At 68.6% G+C, this 16030-nt stretch carries 14 protein-coding genes and 1 pseudogene; 7 read left to right on the top strand and 8 right to left on the bottom strand.

The genetic code is table 11. The features are described 5' to 3' along the window. Positions 1-218: 218 nt before the first annotated feature. From traA to MFF24_RS24480, 5 genes are all read left to right on the top strand, one after another. Complete coding sequence (gene traA / locus MFF24_RS24500; RefSeq protein WP_238228631.1) at positions 219-3947, top strand: Ti-type conjugative transfer relaxase TraA; 3729 nt, start codon at positions 219-221, stop codon at positions 3945-3947. 147 nt (positions 3948-4094) lie between these two features. Continuing rightward, positions 4095-4382, top strand: a complete 288-nt coding sequence (locus tag MFF24_RS24495; protein WP_238228630.1) for a hypothetical protein — start codon at positions 4095-4097, stop codon at positions 4380-4382. Continuing rightward, on the top strand, positions 4379-5680 hold the full coding sequence (locus MFF24_RS24490; RefSeq protein ID WP_238228629.1) for a Fic/DOC family protein: 1302 nt from the start codon (positions 4379-4381) through the stop codon (positions 5678-5680). The genes MFF24_RS24495 and MFF24_RS24490 overlap by 4 nt, the downstream gene beginning before the upstream one ends. Continuing rightward, positions 5677-6588, top strand: coding sequence for a hypothetical protein (locus MFF24_RS24485; RefSeq protein ID WP_238228628.1), 912 nt, complete (start codon positions 5677-5679; stop codon positions 6586-6588). The genes MFF24_RS24490 and MFF24_RS24485 overlap by 4 nt, the downstream gene beginning before the upstream one ends. A gap of 345 nt (positions 6589-6933) precedes the next feature. Beyond that, positions 6934-7167 carry a hypothetical protein gene (locus MFF24_RS24480; RefSeq protein ID WP_238228627.1) on the top strand — a complete coding sequence of 78 codons (234 nt, stop codon included), beginning with the start codon at positions 6934-6936 and terminating at the stop codon, positions 7165-7167. Positions 7168-7606: 439 nt separating this feature from the next. Here MFF24_RS24480 and MFF24_RS29110 read toward each other — a convergent pair. The 3 genes and pseudogenes from MFF24_RS29110 to MFF24_RS24470 form a co-directional block, all read right to left on the bottom strand. After that, positions 7607-8116: pseudogene (locus tag MFF24_RS29110) on the bottom strand (GrpB family protein). A gap of 116 nt (positions 8117-8232) precedes the next feature. Beyond that, positions 8233-9198: a tyrosine-type recombinase/integrase gene (locus tag MFF24_RS24475; RefSeq protein ID WP_238228626.1), complete on the bottom strand. Its 966-nt coding sequence runs from the start codon at positions 9196-9198 to the stop codon at positions 8233-8235. Then, the gene (locus MFF24_RS24470; protein WP_238228625.1) at positions 9195-9707 is read right to left on the bottom strand and encodes a DUF6650 family protein; all 513 of its coding nucleotides are present in this window, start codon (positions 9705-9707) and stop codon (positions 9195-9197) included. Before MFF24_RS24470 ends, MFF24_RS24475 begins: the two co-directional genes overlap by 4 nt. A 135-nt stretch (positions 9708-9842) precedes the next feature. Here MFF24_RS24470 and MFF24_RS24465 point away from each other — a divergent pair, with 135 nt between their 5' ends. Next, the gene (locus MFF24_RS24465; protein ID WP_238228624.1) at positions 9843-10091 is read left to right on the top strand and encodes a type II toxin-antitoxin system VapB family antitoxin; all 249 of its coding nucleotides are present in this window, start codon (positions 9843-9845) and stop codon (positions 10089-10091) included. Next, the gene (locus tag MFF24_RS24460) at positions 10088-10474 is read left to right on the top strand and encodes a type II toxin-antitoxin system VapC family toxin (RefSeq protein WP_238228623.1); all 387 of its coding nucleotides are present in this window, start codon (positions 10088-10090) and stop codon (positions 10472-10474) included. Before MFF24_RS24465 ends, MFF24_RS24460 begins: the two co-directional genes overlap by 4 nt. A gap of 147 nt (positions 10475-10621) precedes the next feature. Here MFF24_RS24460 and MFF24_RS24455 read toward each other — a convergent pair whose 3' ends face one another. Genes MFF24_RS24455 through MFF24_RS24435 form a run of 5 tightly spaced genes read right to left on the bottom strand, consistent with a single transcriptional unit; the run spans position 10622 to position 16023 of the window. Further along, positions 10622-11020, bottom strand: coding sequence for a hypothetical protein (locus MFF24_RS24455; protein WP_238228622.1), 399 nt, complete (start codon positions 11018-11020; stop codon positions 10622-10624). Between the two features lie 14 nt (positions 11021-11034). After that, positions 11035-14022, bottom strand: coding sequence for a putative type IV secretion/conjugal transfer ATPase (locus tag MFF24_RS24450; protein ID WP_238228621.1), 2988 nt, complete (start codon positions 14020-14022; stop codon positions 11035-11037). Further along, complete coding sequence (locus tag MFF24_RS24445) at positions 14019-14489, bottom strand: hypothetical protein (protein ID WP_238228620.1); 471 nt, start codon at positions 14487-14489, stop codon at positions 14019-14021. The genes MFF24_RS24450 and MFF24_RS24445 overlap by 4 nt, the downstream gene beginning before the upstream one ends. Before the next feature lie 11 nt (positions 14490-14500). Next, the gene (locus MFF24_RS24440; protein ID WP_238228619.1) at positions 14501-14755 is read right to left on the bottom strand and encodes a hypothetical protein; all 255 of its coding nucleotides are present in this window, start codon (positions 14753-14755) and stop codon (positions 14501-14503) included. Beyond that, positions 14752-16023: a DotG/IcmE/VirB10 family type IV secretion system protein gene (locus tag MFF24_RS24435; RefSeq protein ID WP_238228618.1), complete on the bottom strand. Its 1272-nt coding sequence runs from the start codon at positions 16021-16023 to the stop codon at positions 14752-14754. The genes MFF24_RS24440 and MFF24_RS24435 overlap by 4 nt, the downstream gene beginning before the upstream one ends. Between the last annotated feature and the right edge of the window lie 7 nt (positions 16024-16030).

Raw genomic sequence — 16030 nt, 5'->3', positions numbered from 1 at the left:
AGGATGCGCCTCATTCCGGCATGGGACTGCGTACGAATGGCGTTCTCGCTGTCCGGCTCCGCCGGGCGGATGGATGGCCCCGATAGGGGCCTCTTCAAAGCAGAGCTGCGGCGCGCAGCGCCTCCGCAAAGTCGCCTGAGTTTACGAAGGGGCGCACTTATGGGGAAATTTGCATTTCCCTGCATTAGCTGGTAAGGCCAAGCTCGGGTATCCCTCGCATGGCCATCTACCACCTCAGTGCTCAGGTGATCAGCGGTGGCGCCGGCAAGAGTGCCGTTGCCGCCGCTGCCTATCGCCGTGCCGCGAACATGGTGCGCGAGGTGACGGGCAAGATCGTCACCTATGAGGGCAAGCAGCACGTTGCACACACCGAGCTGGCCCTTCCGGCGCAGATACCAGCCTGGTTCCGCACCGGTATCGACGGCCGCAGCGAGAACGGCGCTTCGGCCTATCTGTGGAACGCCGTCGAGCGGAAGGAGGGGCTGAAGGGCACCGGGTACGCGATGGAGATGAACATCGCGCTCCCGGTCGAGTTGACCCGCGAGCAGAATATCGCCCTTGCCCGAGAGTGGATCGAGAGCGAGATCACCGCGCAGGGAATGGTCGCGGATTGGGCGCTCCACGACGTGCCGGGCAACCCGCACATCCACGTCATGATCCCGCTGCGCAAACTCACCGATGCCGGGCTCGGGCCGAAGTTCGATTTCGCCAGGGACCGCGAAGGAAACATCCTCTACCGCGACGACGGTAAGCCTCGCTACGAGCGACTGGCCGGGCCGATGAAGCACCTGATCCCATGGCGCCGATCATGGGCCGAGACGGCCAATCTGCATCTTGCGAAGGCGGGGCTGGACCGGCGGATCGACCACCGTTCTCATATCGAAGCCGGGATCGCGATCGAGCCGACCGACCACATTGGTGTCCAGGCCTCGAACATGGCCGGGCTCGGCAAGGTGGCCGACCGTGTCGCCGAGGAGAAGGCCCGGCGCGTCCGCAACGCCCAGACGATCATCGACGATCCCGAGACGCTGCTGCCGATCCTGTCGCGCGAGAAGAGCGTGTTCGACGAGCGGGATATCGCCCGGGCGGTGTTCCGCTACATCGACGATCCGGAAGCGTTCGAGGCGGTGCGCCTGCGGCTCGGGCAATCGCCCGAGCTGGTGGCGGTGGCCGAGGAGGTGTTCGACCCGCAGAGCGGGCGGGTGATCGCCCGGGCGCGCTGGACGACGCGGACGCTGCTCGAAACTGAGATCCGGATGCAGGCCGCCACCGGACGCCTGTTCGGGGAGACGTCGCACCGTGTGTCGGACGGCGCCCGCGATCGGGCCTTCGCGGCGCGTCCGGAGCTGTCCGAGGAGCAGCGCGAGGCGGTGCGTCACGTCACGGGAGCTGCGCGAATTGCGGCCGTGGTCGGGTTTGCCGGCGCGGGCAAATCGACCATGCTCGGGGTGGCATGCGCCGCCTGGACCGAGGCCGGCCATCGCGTCGTCGGCGGGGCGTTGGCCGGCAAGGCGGCGGAGGGGCTGGAGCGCAGTGCCGGGATCGCGAGCCGGACCCTGGCCTCATGGGAACTCGCCTGGAAGAACGACCGGGATCTGCTCGGTAGCGGCGACGTGTTCGTGCTCGACGAGGCCGGCATGGTCGCCTCCGAGCAGCTCGCGCGGATCGTTAGGGAAGTGGAGCGGCGTGGGGCCAAGCTGGTGCTGGTCGGCGACGCGATGCAGCTCCAGCCGATCGAGGCCGGCGCCGGGTTTCGGGCGATCACCGAGATCATCGGCTATGCCGAACTCGCCGAGATCTGGCGTCAGGCCGACCCGGCGATGCGCCGGGCGAGCGTGGCCTTCGCGCGCGGCGAGACCGCCGCGGCGCTCGGGGTGTATCAGGAGCGCGGCCTGGTCCGGTTCACGCCCGACCGGGCGGCGGCCCGCGCGGCACTGATCGCGGCCTGGAGGCCGGATTACCTCGGGCAAAAGCCCGACGGGCGGCCGACCGAAACGCTGATCCTGGCCCAGACCAACGCCGACGTTCTGGCGCTGAACGCCATGGCCCGATCCGCCCTGAAGGCGGACGGGATGCTGGCGGGCGAGGCCCGGTTCGTGACCGAGCGAGGGGAGCGGATGTTCGCTCCCGGCGACCGGGTGCTGTTCCTCGAGAACGACCGCTCGCTCGGGGTGAAGAACGGCATGCTCGCCACGGTCGAGGCGGCGGAAGCCGGCCGGCTCGTGGTCCGGCTCGACCGGGACGGCCGCGGTGACGGGGATCGGATCGAGGTGCGGGCGGAACTCTACCGCAACCTCGATCACGGCTATGCCGCGACCGTGCACAAGAGCCAGGGCGCGACCCTGGATCGGGTGCATGTGCTGGCCACGCCCGGCATGGACCGGCACCTCGCCTACGTGGCGATGTCGCGCCATCGCCAGTCCGTGGTCCTGCACGGAGCGCATGCCGACTTCCTCTCCCCGGGCCGCCGGGCCAAGCTCGGCGCAACTCCGACGACCGCGGCGCTCGACACGGCCGCGCTCGCCGGCATGGCATGGCGGCTCGGGCGCGATGGAGCGAAGGCCTCGACCCTCGACTATTCCGGCGAGGCGGCCTTCCGCGAGGCGGCGGTGGAACTGGCCGCCCTCGATCCCGTGCGGATGTCCCGCGACCTGACCACCCTGGCCGGTCGGATCGAGGCCGATGCGTCGATCCCGGTCTCGGTCGGCCCGGATGCTGTCGCACCGGAGCCGCAGGCCGATCGGGACGTTGCCGAGGCCGATCGCCAACTCCTGAGCGCCGCTCTCGCCGGTCCGATTGCTCCGTCGATGTCGCCGGCACTGGCGGCGCTCGATGCCGCCTTGTCGCGGCTGGAGCACGCGGAGACCGAGATTGCCGACCGGGTCCGGCCGCAGGATCTTCGTGCGCTCGCCTCCGCCTTCGCCGAGCGTCGCAGCCTCGACGGCCACGCCGCGCTCGCCCCCGCCCTGGTCCGCCGCGCGCGGGCGATGCTGCGCCAGGCCCAGGCGCACTGGCACCGGTTGCACGGCCTCGCCACGCGTCTGTCCGAGGCGTGGGGGGCGCTCGCCGAGCACCACGGGGTCTCGGCGCATGCCAGGGGGCAGGCGCCCGACCCGGGCGCCCTGACCGAGGCTGCGCCGGCCACGGTTCAGGAGCCGCAGGCCCCGCTGACACCGTTCCTCGCCGCGGTCGATCTCGGGGGCAACGGCCTCAAGGCCGCCCTGTATGCGCGCGTCGATCCCGCGCGCGATCTGAAATCCGAAACGGACTCGCTTCAGCGCCGGCTGCGGACCGCGCTCGACAAGCCGGGGCCGGTCTACGCCGCGATCCTCGCCGAGCTGCGGCAGCGGAATTCCGTCTATCGGGAGCGGATCGGCGCCCTCCTGTCCGATCCGGATGCCCATGGCGGCCTGCGCGGTCGCAAGGGCTGGTTCGTGCCCAAGCAGGAGAAGGAAGACCGGGCCCGGGCCGAGACCGCATTCGCGCAGGCCAAGGCCGAGGCCCTCAAGCTCAAGCACGCCTTCGAAGGTGTGGCGGAGTCGGGTCGCGACGCCGAGGTCGCGTACCGCCAGCGCCTGACGATCGAGGTGCCGGGGCTGAGCCCGGCCGCGGCGGCGGCATTGGCGAAGGTCGGCCGCACGCCGGCGACGAAAGCCCTCGACGAGGCCGTGGCGGAGGCGGTGGCGACCCCGGAACTGCGAACTGAGGTGCTGGCCTTCGCCGAGGCCGTCGGGCGCCGCTTCGGCGCCAACGGGTCGATCGGCCATGACGCGGAACGCGGCCTCGGTCCGGGGCAATGGCTCGACAAGGACGAGCGCGCGATCCTGAGCGGCGGTGGCTACGTCGCCTCCTACGTCAAGGACGGTTCGCTGTTCCGCGAGCGCTTCATGAGCCGGGCGCAGGAGCGGGACCTGGAGCAGGGCCCCGATCTCGGGCTCTCGCTGTGATGCGGGCGCCACGGAGCCTGTCTAGGCGCCGGGGCGACGATGGGTAAGGGTAGGAGGGAGAGCGCAGCCGAGAGGTGGGCCGTCGCAGGACGGATCGAGAGGATTGGCCTGTGCCGGGGCGGCCGGGCTCAGCTGAGGGACGACACCATGAGCTTTCGTGATCTGCCGACGCTGGTGACCCGGCGCGAGGAAGCGGTGATCCTGCTTCAGGCCATCGCCTCGGGCGTCGACGAGGCCGAGCTGGCCCCGTTCCTCATGGCGTTGATGACCTACGAGGCCGAGCAGGCGGCGGCGATGATGCGCGGCTCGGGCAACGAGATGAGCGTGCGGGTGCAACTGGGCGCCCTGCTCGCCGAGACCGGCCTCGTCACCCAGGACGAGGTGTTCGCCGCGCTCGACGCCCGCCGGGCCCTCGGCCGGGGAGAGGCGGCATGAGCGCCGACCCCTACGTGTATGAGGGCACCGACGTCCTGCGGAACACCGCCGACATCCGCGATCCGCAGGCCCTGGCCGAGCGCGAGCAGATCGTCTCGTTCCGGGCGATGATCCAGATGCAGAAGGAGCCGGTGCTCGGAAACTTCGACCTGGCGCACTACGCCGCCATCCATCGGCGGCTGTTTGGCGAGATCTACCCCTGGGCGGGCGAGACCCGCACGGTCGAACTGTGGAAGCCCGAGATCGTCCTCAACGGCCAGAGCGTGGCGTACAGCCCGCCGGCGGCGATCGAGGGTCGCGCGCGATCCGCCCTGGAGGGGCTTCGCCAGCCGCCCGGCGACCTGAAGCAGGACCGCCCGACGATCGTCTACGCGCAGGCCTTCGCCGCGTTGTGGCAGGCCCACCCGTTCCGGGAGGGCAACACCCGGACCCTGCTCGCCTTCATGGAGCAGCACGCCCGCCATCATCATCAGCCGCTCGACCAGGGTCTGATCAACCGGGTTCCGAGCGAGACCCGCGACGCCCTCGTCCTCGCCACGCGCGGCAAGATCCGGCCGCTGGCCGAGATGGTCCAGAACGCGCGCTACTCGGAGGAGATGCGGGCCCATCCGGTGCTCGGCCGCCTGTCGGCCGATGCGGTGGAGGCGCTGCGCCTGATGGGCGCGCCGCGCATCGTCCTGCCCGAGCCCGGCACCCAGGTCCGCGGGCAGGTGATCGCCACGAGCTACCACCATGCCCTGATCCGCGACAGCCGCCAGGTCTCGGCCGTGCCGCTCGATGCCTTTCACAGGATGCCGCGCAACAACGACCGCGTCGACGTGCGGGTGCTGCCCGAAGGACGACGCCCCGAGGTGGAGCAGCCGCGCGAGGACGCCGTGCGATCCCAGATCGTCGGCCGCGTCCTGATCCCGGCGTCCTTCCTGGTCCTGAACGGCCAGCGGCCGGATGAGGTCGGCCGCAACGCGATCGAGATCCCGGGGCCGAGCGAGACCCTCGCCGAGGCCCTGAGGACGCGCTCGCCGCAGGAGATCGCCGCGGACCCCCGGCTGGCCCAGGAAGTGCGCCAGATCGACAAGACCCTGATCGACCGCTTCGGGCGCGAAGGGTCGGTCGTGCTGATCGAAGGTCTGTCCAGTGAGGCCGGGAAGCTGCTGCCGCAGGGTCAGAACCTGGAGGAGATCCGCGCCGTCCTGAAGCCTCTCCTCCGGGCCGTGGTCGCCGACGACAAGCTGCAGACGAGCCTCGCCCAGCAACAGCAGCTCGGCCGGGACGAACCGTCCCTGGGGCGCTCGGCATGACGCCGCTGTTCCGCGAGCCGGTCGCGACCACGAGCCCCGGCCGGATCGTCGCCCTCGGCGCCGTCGGCCTCATCACCCTGGCCATGCTCGGCCTCGTCTGGTGGACCTTCTCGCCGGTGCTCGGCCAGATCTACGCCGGTCTCCGGCTGGCCGAGACCGCCACCCTGTGGCGGTTCACCGGTTGGGGCCGGTACTTCATGACCATACCGGCCGGGCAGCCCTTCGCCTTCGTCGCGATCTACAAATCGTCGGTGGGCTTCGGCCTGGCGGCGACCGGGCTTACGGTGCTCCTCGGCATTCTCGCCTGGCGCAAGCGGAGCCGCGAGCACATCGAGGTTCTCATCACGGCTCCCGCACAAGGGTTCTCGCAGGAGGCCATCCTGGCCGCCTACGCGCCACCGCAATGCCTGGTGCGGGCACCTCGGGCCGAAGCCGAAACCGGGCCCGTCGCGCCAGTGGTGGCCAACCCGTTCAAGGGTTTGCGTGACCTGCGCGATGCGCGGGCGGTGGAGACCGTGGCGGATTCCGTGCCCTGGCACTTCGCCGCGGCCCTGTTCCTCACGCTCGACGCGACGGCTCCGCTCAAGGACCGGAAGGCCCATGCGACCGTCCTGAAGGCCGCCTGGGCCGCCGCCGAGCGCTTTGCCGCGGATCCGGACGCCGAGCTGCCGGAGGCGACCGTGGCGGATCTGCGCAGCCTCATGGTCCTGGCGATCTCGGACCATGCCGGCCGGAACACCGAGATGCTCGATCAGCTCCACGATCTGATCGGAGCTTGCGACACGCTGAATGTCGCCATCACTCAGGTTGCGAGCCTCGCCCTTGCGTCGGGCCGGCTGTTCTTTCCGGATTATGCATGGCTATGCTACGTCGATCCTGCCTTGCAATCCGCCATTACAAGCTATTAGATTTTATCATGATGAAGTATTCGGTGGGAGAATGAGCGTGCTGGAAGACGCGATATCCGCGACGGACAAAGCGGGTGACCTTGCTCAAGAAGCTGCCGTCCGAACGGCATGGGTCATCATCCGGAAGCGGACACCACGCCATAAGCGGACACCACGCCATGTTGGACCGAGCATGTCATCACGATCCATCGACGCTTCCGAGCCACTGCAGAAGATGTCCGCGTCAGAGGCGCCCCCATCCGGAGCGGGATGTAGGCTCGATAGGCGGCGATATTCAGCCGGGGAGCGTCGAGTGGCACGAGCAGCCGCCCGCTGATCGCCTCCTACACGGTCGTGGACGCCTACGTGGTCAAAGACCTTGGCGTGCATCCCGTCCTCCTCGACTGGTGCTCGAACCTCCTGCGCTTCGTCCTGCTCGCACCCCTGGTGCTGCGGAACCGCGACCAGGTCCGCTTGCGGATGACGGGCCGATGGCACCTCGCCATCGCGGTCGGTCTGCTCTCGCCACTGTCCTACATCTTCGTGCTGCTCGCCCTCGACATGGGCGCCCCGCTCAGCGTCGTGGCACCGGCCCGCTAGATGTCGATGATGGTTGGAGCCCTCCTCGGGCTGATTGTGCTGCGCGAGGCGGTCGGGCGCTGGCGGCTGATGGGCTGCCTCGTGCTAGGGGTCGGGGTCGTGCTACTCGGCCGAAGCTGACTGGTTCGTCGCGGGCTCGATCAGGAGTTGCACGACATCGAAATCGTGCAGGACGCTTCTGATGGACGTTACCCAACTCGCCGCCGTTCTCGTACCCCTGGGGATCTGGCTACGATCCATACGGCCAACCTACATTTCACGTAGTGGGTGGCAACGGCCACTTTGAGGCGCCCCTGATACAGCCGAACGGTGGGGTCGGATCGAATGTGGAAGCCTCTGGATCGTCGCAAAACTCTGTCGCGAAAGGCAGCCTTTTGCGTCAGATTTTCGAGACAGAAATTTCTCTGATCTGTCAGCGCCTGAGACTTTGTCGCGAAATTTAGGATTTACGCGACAGCATGGACAGCGCGTCGGTGATAAATGCTGTTTTAGCGTTGGTGTAACTTTCTCGATCGGAGCCGAACCTATCGGCAAGGCGTTGCTTAAGAAGCCCATAGGTGCGCGCCGCGTCGGGGTTGGCGCGCAGGTAGTCGCGAAAAGCTATATGTCGCCCGAGTTCTGGATTGCCGGCTGCACATACGTAGAGGTGATGTGTCGGCAGCCTGCTTGGCTGAGCGAACGCATGGCGTCCCTCAATCCCTCTTTCTCCCTCATAACTTTAACCAAGTTGCGAGAGCTTGCCGATTACAAGAGGGAGATCGGATTCGGCAGGAATAACCACATCAATGTCGATTATGGGCTTTGCGGCTAACTCGGGGACCGAAGTGCTTCCGATATGCTCAATCTCAAAAGCTGTCCACCCTAGTGCCGTCGCGATTTCATCCCTGATCTGAACAAAGATTTTGGGCCAAATTGGATCATACGGCACGATAACTACAGGGTTGACCATTTTTTCCGACCAATGGCTTTTGTCGCGAAAATCCCGATTAAATCTCAAGTTCTGCAACAGAAGTTTGTGTCGTCGCAAAATAGGGCCTTTCGCGACAGCGTCCTGCCACCGGTACCTCAGATCAGGATGCGCTCGATCTCATCGAGGTTCACTTCGTCGCTGCGGCGATCGTAGAGCTGTGTGGTGCGGATCGAAGCGTGGTTGGCGATGGTGGCAGCGCGCTCCAGGGTGCCGCCGTTCTTCAGGTAGGCGGTGATGCCGGTGGCCCGGAAGGTGTGGTTGCCGATCTTCGTGGCGATCCCAGCCGCTTCGGCGCGTCGCCGGACCATGGCGTAGGCGTTGGCCGCCGGCAGGGGCGTGCGGGTGAGTCGGCCGGTCCCCCGGCCGACCGTGCGGAACAGTGGCCCGTCGCCGTCTCCACTGAGGCCGGTGCCGTCGAGGTAGGCGTGCAGGTAGCTTTCCAAGTTGTGGTGGCAGGGCAGGTCCACGGCCTTGCCGCCCTTCTCGTGCAGGCGCACCCAAAGGCGGCGGTTCTGCACGTATACGTCTTCCATCCGCATGGCGGTGGCCGCGCCGATCCGGGCGAAGGTGTAGACCATCAATCCGATCAGCGCCCGGTCGCGCAGGCCGATCGGCATGCCCACGTCGATGGCGTCGAGGATGGCACGGGCCTCGTCTGGCGCCAGGACCGGGGTCTTGCCGCGCTTGATCACGTGCCGCGGCCCGCGGACGGCGGTGGCGGGGTTGAAGGGGAGCACGCCGCCGGTGGCGAGCCAGTCGAACAGCATGCGGATGGCGGCGAGGTGCTGCTTGACGGTGGGGGCGGTGTGCCGGCGTCCTAATTCCTCGACGTAGGCGGCGACATGGATCGAGCTGACGGCGGTGATTGACGGCAGGCCGCGCCCATCGAGCCATGCGCAGAACGCGCCGACCGCCCGGACATAGGCGCGGCGGGTGTTGGGGTTCCTGATCTGGGCAGTGAAGAACTCCAGGAAGCGGTAGGCGGCGCGCTCGCCCGCCGCCGCCACGAGGGCGGGGGCTGGGGCTGGGGGCGACTCGGAGAGTGGAACGAGCGCGCTCATTCCGCCTCCGGAAGCTGGGGCATGATCGACGTCAGATCGCTCTCGACATCGATGTCGTAGTGGGCGGCGAGCACGGCGATCTGCTGCCCGATCGTGGCCCGCAGGGCGCCGAGCGCCACGAAGAACCCGGCATCCGCTTCGAGCCCCCCATCGTGATGATAGAACAACCGGAACTGGAGCTGAGCGTCGTCGTGGAAGCGGCGGCACGCCTCGCGGATCGCCCGCACGGCCGCGACGGCGAAGGCGCCTTCGTCCAGGCTGCGCAGCGCCGTCGTGCAATCTTTGCGGAGTTCGCGCAGGGACCATTCCACGTCCCCGCGTACTTCGAGCTGCATCGGGTTGTAGAGGGCGCGCCGGTCTTCGAGGGCGAGCAGGAAGTCGCGGACCCGGGCACGCTCGGAGGGTCCCGGGTCGGCCCACTGGATGCCGCCGATCGGCAGGCTGATCCCGGTGATACGCCGCGCCGTCTCGGCCGTCACGCGGCCGGCCTTCCTCGCCCCTTTCGCCATCGCTCCATCCCCTCCATCTATATATGATAAAGGACATTATCAGATATTTTCTGGGCCGAGAAATGCGCTTGGCGCCCGCTGACTCACGCGGTAGCATGGTGGAACGCTATCCGCCTTTCTAGAGAGAGGCCGCCGATGAGCCTCAACGTCAAAGATCCCGAAGCCCACCGGCTAGCCCAGGCCATCGCCCACGCCACGGGGGAGAGCATGACCCACGTGGTCCGGGAGGCCCTGCGCGCGCGCTACGCCCAGATCGAACGGCGCAGGAGCCGCGCGAGCGTGGACGAGCTGCTGGCGATCGCCGACCGCGCCGCGGCGCACGTGAAGCGTCCCTACGCGGATCACGCCGACCTGCTCTACGACGCGCACGGATTGCCGCGATGATCGTCGACACCTCGGCGCTCGTCGCCATCCTCTACCGCGAGCCCGAGGCGGTCGCCTTCGCCCAGCGCATCCACGACGCCGAGGTCTGCCGGCTGAGCGTCGTCACCCATGTCGAACTCTCGATGGTGGTCGAGAGCCAGCTCGGCCCCGAAGGAGCACGGCAGGCGGACGCCTTCATCCGGCGCGCCGGCATCGTCATCGAGCCGGTGACGCTCCAGCACGGGGAACTGGCGCGTCAGGCGTTCCTGGATTTCGGGAAGGGCCGGCACAAGGCGGGGCTGAACTTCGGCGATTGCTTCTCCTACGCCTTGGCCAAGGCGACCGGCGAACCGCTGCTGTTCAAGGGCAACGACTTCGGTCAGACCGATCTCCCGGCCGCCTGATATCCTGCCCGTGACCGAGCACCGGCCACGCTGAACCACCGCTCCAGCCGCCACCGCTTCCACCCCAACCTGTTCCACACAGCCTCCACACACAGCCGCCATAAAGGCGCCGGGCGGATCAGTGGTCCCGCCCGGCGGTGTTGCCTCTTACGTGCCACTGCCGGTCATGTAAGAGGTCACGACGCCGATCAGCACGGCCAGGATGGTGATGCCGGACCCGACGATGAACCCGATCAGGGAGCGCCCGGCATCCTCGCGGGCGTTGTCGTCCTGCGAGCTCTTGTAGAGCTTCACGCCCGAGATGCCGGCGAGCGCGATGCCCACGACGCCGAACAGGATCGTGAACACGATGCCGAGGTTGTTGCCGCCCTGCGCGATGCTGGAGGCGTTGAGCGACGAACTCGCCGCTTTCTGACGCGCCGTCTTGAGGATCTCCAGCGGTGCCGACGGATCGCCGGTGGTCGATTGAGCCCAGGCAGGCAGAATGCTCATGCCGATCATCGTCGCGCTCGCGAGCGCACGGTACTGGATATCCTTGACTTTCACGGGAGCCTCCATTGTCATGATGCGGTTCTGGATCGGTCGATCGGAGGTCGATCGTCACTCGAGATTTCCCCCAACACCCCATCGACGATCGTCTTGGCGATCCGGTCCTCTCCGAACCGCGCCAGCGCGGCCACCCGGCCCCACGCCTCGATGGCCGTGCCATCGGGGAAGCGGATCGCCAGGATGCGCAGCGCCTCGTTGACCGCCATCCGGCGGTACAGCTCGTCGCGCACCAGGCGGTCCTGCGCCTGGGTGGTCAGGGCCCACAGCATCCGGGGGCCGAGCGCGTTGTTCAGGACGATCCAGCGCTCCTCCTCGCGCAGCTTGAACCGCGCCAGCAGGTTCGCGCCCCGCCGCCCCTGCGGGCCGTGGACCTGGCGCTCCAGCGCGCTCTTGACCGCCTGATCGAAGCCGAAGGTCTTGCGGGCCTGCTCGCGGATCTCGTTCGAGTCGGCGTTGAGCACCATGACCGTCGAGGCCATGTCGGCGAGCGTGTCGAAGTCGGCGAGCAGCTGCGAGACCAGGATCAGCTCGAGGCCCCATTTGCGGCCCTCGCGGGCGTCGGACTTGACTTGGCTGGCGATCGTCTCGACGCCGCCGGTCAGGTGATACTCGTCCATGCACAGGCGCTTCGGCGTCTCGGCGATCTCGTGGTAGCGCGCCTCCCAGTAGCGGACGTATTCCCCCCGCAGCGCCTCGTCTGCTGGGACATCCATCTTCGGGATCTCTTCCGAGAAGCCGGAGATTTTCGACAGGTAGACGTGCCGCGCGATCATGAACATGAGCGCGTTGTTGCGCTCGGCCTCCGGGGATTTGTGGCGCAGGGCCACGTCCTGGACGTCGATCGACACCACCCGCGCCTCGCCGAGGTCGAGCCGGGTCGGGCGGGCGAACATCGGGAACTTCTCGATCGCGCTCTCCAGCGAGCGCTGGACCAGGCGCACCAGCTCGGGCGTGAAGTCGGCCGCCATCATCGGCTCGCTGATGACGCGGGCGAGATCCTCCAGGATCGGCATGGCGTAGCGCTGTGCGCGTTGGGCGGCGGTGTAGAGCCGGCGCTCGACGAATGTGTCGACGAGGCGCCACCACTGGACCTTGCCGGTGACCGGGATCTGGTGATCGGCGATCAGCCGGTCGAGCTCGGGATCGATGTTGGGCTGGTAGATCGCCGGTGAGGACGAGAACTGCAGGTCGCTCTTGAGCTGGTAGACCCGGGTGACCAGGCGCGGGATCAGGAGCGCCACTTCCGGACTGGCGACGTTGAGGAGCGTCGTCAGGAAGTTCTCGACGAAGGTGCGCTCGCGCTCCAGCGGCGTCCGGCGGCCGAGCCCGAGATCGAACGGGTTGACGGCATAGTCGGGCGTGTTGAGCGGGCGGACGTAGAGCGCCTCGTAGCGCCGCTCGGGCGGGAGGGCGTTGCGCACCAGCTCGATGAAGCCCGACGAGCTGACGCCGACGTCGATCACGGCGAGGAACGGCAGCACCGCGCCGGTGCCGAAGGCCGCGAACTCGACGTTGAGCCGGTTCATCAGTACGCTCTTGCCCGAGCCGGGCGTGGCGTAGATCAGCGTCAGCCAGAACAGCTGCTCGGCCGACAGCGCTTCGTAGGGCACCGGCTTGCCGTCGGGCGTGGTCAGCATGGTCTGACCCTGCCTGAAGATCGGCGCGGTGCGATGGAACGGCAGCAGGGCGGCCAGGTCGCCGAGCGGCGCGATCGAGCCCGGCGGCACCTCCGCCTGGACCGTCATCCCGGCCACGGTCTCGCACAGGGCCCGCAGCGGATTGTGGGGCGCGTCGGTCATCACCGCCTCGCCCCAGGTCATCATCCCGCTCATCAGGTAGGAGCGCCGCCGCTCCAGCAGCCCCGGATCCTCACCGGGTTCGGTCCAGGTCGTCGCGATGACGCGGCCCTTGACGATGGCCTCGCCGTCCTTGTCGACCACGTCTTCCAGCTCGCGCAGGGCCCGGAACAGGTTCTTGTTGGTCGGGCTCGCGAACCCGAGGAGTCCGGCCAGCACCTTGCGCAGGCGGAAGCCGATATCGCCGTCGCGCAGCGCCTCCAGATGGAAACAGACCCGGAACGGCATGTCGGCGGTCTTGCTGGTCGCCTCCAGCAGCGTCTCGAGCAGCCGGTTGAACGGCAGGATGGTCGAGGGGAACATCCGCATCACGGCGAGGGCGTAGCGGCGCCCGCCCATGTCGAGGGCGCGCATGTTGCTCGCGGCTTGCGCGTTCGAGGTCATGATCTGGCGCGCGACCGTCGGCGTGAAGAACTCCGAGACGTCGTCGTCGTGGCGCTCCTTGGCGCCCGGATAGCGCCGGGTGCCCGGCCCGTAGGGCGTCCAGCCGTCCGGGGTCTCGTGGTAGAGCACCGCGGCCCGGATCTGTTCGAGGTCGCGCCGCCGGCCCTTGTCGGTGGGCGAGAGCACCCGGCCCTCCAGGCGGGCTTCGCCGAGCGCCTCCATGATCCGGCGCACGAAGGCGCCGTGGACGCCGTCGAGGGAGCCGAGACGCAGGAACGGGTTCTGGGCCTCGCGCGCCGGGGGCAGCTCCTGCCAGGCCTTGCGGTTGGCCTTCTGTTCCTTGCGCACATCGTCGGCCGCGCCGGCCGAGGGCCGGGTCCAGGCGGCGAGCAGGATCGTCTCCGCCCGCGTCCGGCCCTCGAGCACTGTGCGACCCTCCTCGATCAGCGCCTCGACGGCCAAGCCCTTCTGGCGGGCGCGGCGGCCCTGCTGCTGGACGAAGGGATCGAGGATCCGGGCGGTGTTGAGCGAGGACTCGTAGGAGATCGTGATCTGGTGGCCGGGACGCTTGAGGATCTGCGCGATGCCGCCGGCGAAGCGCTCGACGACGTTGTGGAGGTAGTCCTCGGGCGAGACGATCGAGCGGGTTCCGTCGATCTCGATCAGGGTGAGCTGCGAGCCGTCATGGGCGTAGACGACGGGCTCCGCGCGCTCGGGGTCGAAGCCGGCGAGATCGCAGAACTTGTCGGCGGTCCTCACTGGCCGAGCCCCAGCAGGACGGCGAACTGGTAGACCGGCACCGCCAGGGCGAAGAGCCAGGCTCCGAGCAGCGCCGGTACGACGGCCCGCATCAGGGGAGCGGGCCGGACGAACAGGGCGCAGTAGACCTGGAACCCGGCGAACACGATGGCCGCGCACGACAGCATGATACTGGCCGGATAGTAGACGACCATCAGCGGCTGGGAGGTGATCGCGCCATCCCGGCCGCGAACGAGGCTGTCGTAGAACAGACCCGTCAGGATGAGGCAGCCGCCCACCCCCATCCCGCCCACGTGCAGCATGCGCCTCAAGGAGGGATCGCTGCAGACGAGACGGGCCCATGCCGGCGCGGCGAAGACTGCGAAGATGCCGGTGGCGAGCGTCAATGCAATCGCCGTCCGGCTCACCACGGGATGATCGACGAGATAGAACGCGGTATTGGCCGTGAGGCGGTCGATCGCTTGCATGGGCGGCGCACCTAATCGGCGAAGTAGAAGGAGAGCTGGCCGATCAGGATCGTCACGCAGGTCATCGCGCTGCCGATCACCGCGGCCACGATCCAGTTCCCGGCCGTGCCGTCGCCGGACGTGTTCGCCTGATAGACCCGGGTCAGCGCGTAGCCGGTCAGGACGACACCGGCGACGGCCGCCCCGACGACCAGCAGCCACGCGAGGGCCGGCATGCCGTCGATCAGGCCGCGCAGGACGTCGGCGATGCCCTTGGATCCGCTCATGGCCGCCTCGCGTAGGAGACCGGCAGGGTCTCGGGGCGGTAGCCGGTGCCGTAGGCCGGGTCGGGCCCGTAGCCGGTCCCGGCCGCCACACGGGCGGCGTCGAGCGGCACCACGACCGGCTGCAGGAAGACGATGCCGACGGGGAAGTTGACCGGGCTGCTCAGCGTCGGCGGACGGCTGAAGCTGCGCGCCGCCGCGGCCGTCATCGCCTGACCCACCGGCTGCGCCGCGCCCATGCCGGCGGTCAGCCAGTCGATCTTGCGGCCGGACTGGACCGCGTAGCCGTCGCCGTAGACGGTGTTGGTGTTGAGCTGCGTGAGCTGCTGGCCGACCTGACCGATGCCCTGGAGCAGCCCGGCGACGACGAGGCCGCCGTAGCGCTCGAGCACATGGTTGTCGACGTCCTCGGCCACCCCGGTCCGGGCCTGGTCGACGGTGATGGCGATCGCCTGCATCGGCCCCTGGCGACCGTCCTGCAGGATCATGGTGGTGAACCGGATCGACCCTTGCGTCTGCGAGTAGACGATCTGTCCCATCAGCCGGATGCCGTTGAGCGGACCGGGCTGCTGGCGCTCGTCGAGGTCGACGATGGTGGCGAAGATCGGCGCCGCCGGGTCGTCGGAGTTGAAGCCCCGATCGAGCACCGCGTAGGCGACGTCGCCGGCCCGCGCGACCGTGGCGTGGCGGATGCCCGGCCCGAACGGTCCGGTCACGACCGGCGCCGCGGCCGGGCGCGCCTCGGGGGGCTTCACCCGCTCGCCCTTGGCGAAGGAGCGCACGAGGAAGCCGCCCGGCGCCGGCTTCAGCAGCGCCTTGATCTGCTCGTTGATCGCCGCGACCTGCTCGGGATCCGCCGTCGGCTGGACCGGCGCGTCCCTGTAGACCGTGTGGACGACGTCCCGGTCGCGATAGACGATCCTTTCCGGTGGCGGCGCAGGCTCGGGCGGCTTCTCCAGCGCGGCGTCGGGCATCTCGCCGAGCGTCGCGCCGCGGCTCTCGGCGATCACGGTCGGGGCCACATACGGCTTGCCGGCCTCGGCCTTCGCGTCGGCGGCCTGCCGGTTGACGCCGGCCCGGCGGTCGGCCTCGGCCCGGCCGACCGGCTTCATCATGTTGTTCCCCGGGTTCGGGGTCTGCCCCCGGATCTCGGAGGCGCCGCCGACACCCCGGTCGAGGCCGGGTGCATCCGACAGGATGAAGGCCGCCGATGCGACCGCGACCACCATGACGACGCCACCGAGGGCGGCCGTCTGTTTGCTGTCGAGCATGGCCGTC

The organism is Methylorubrum aminovorans, assembly GCF_022179725.1.
Taxonomy (GTDB): Bacteria; Pseudomonadota; Alphaproteobacteria; order Rhizobiales; family Beijerinckiaceae; genus Methylobacterium; species Methylobacterium aminovorans.
This window is presented reverse-complemented; position numbering and strand designations above follow the sequence as displayed.

Excerpts from the sequence above, each read along its gene's own strand:
- traA (WP_238228631.1), top strand. The coding sequence starts at position 219 with ATGGCCATCTACCACCTCAGTGCTCAGGTGATCAGCGGTGGCGCCGGC.
- MFF24_RS24495 (WP_238228630.1), top strand. The coding sequence starts at position 4,095 with ATGAGCTTTCGTGATCTGCCGACGCTGGTGACCCGGCGCGAGGAAGCG.
- MFF24_RS24490 (WP_238228629.1), top strand. The coding sequence starts at position 4,379 with ATGAGCGCCGACCCCTACGTGTATGAGGGCACCGACGTCCTGCGGAAC.
- MFF24_RS24485 (WP_238228628.1), top strand. The coding sequence starts at position 5,677 with ATGACGCCGCTGTTCCGCGAGCCGGTCGCGACCACGAGCCCCGGCCGG.
- MFF24_RS24475 (WP_238228626.1), bottom strand. The coding sequence starts at position 9,198 with ATGAGCGCGCTCGTTCCACTCTCCGAGTCGCCCCCAGCCCCAGCCCCC.
- MFF24_RS24470 (WP_238228625.1), bottom strand. The coding sequence starts at position 9,707 with ATGGCGAAAGGGGCGAGGAAGGCCGGCCGCGTGACGGCCGAGACGGCG.
- MFF24_RS24465 (WP_238228624.1), top strand. The coding sequence starts at position 9,843 with ATGAGCCTCAACGTCAAAGATCCCGAAGCCCACCGGCTAGCCCAGGCC.
- MFF24_RS24460 (WP_238228623.1), top strand. The coding sequence starts at position 10,088 with ATGATCGTCGACACCTCGGCGCTCGTCGCCATCCTCTACCGCGAGCCC.
- MFF24_RS24445 (WP_238228620.1), bottom strand. The coding sequence starts at position 14,489 with ATGCAAGCGATCGACCGCCTCACGGCCAATACCGCGTTCTATCTCGTC.
- MFF24_RS24440 (WP_238228619.1), bottom strand. The coding sequence starts at position 14,755 with ATGAGCGGATCCAAGGGCATCGCCGACGTCCTGCGCGGCCTGATCGAC.
- MFF24_RS24435 (WP_238228618.1), bottom strand. The coding sequence starts at position 16,023 with ATGCTCGACAGCAAACAGACGGCCGCCCTCGGTGGCGTCGTCATGGTG.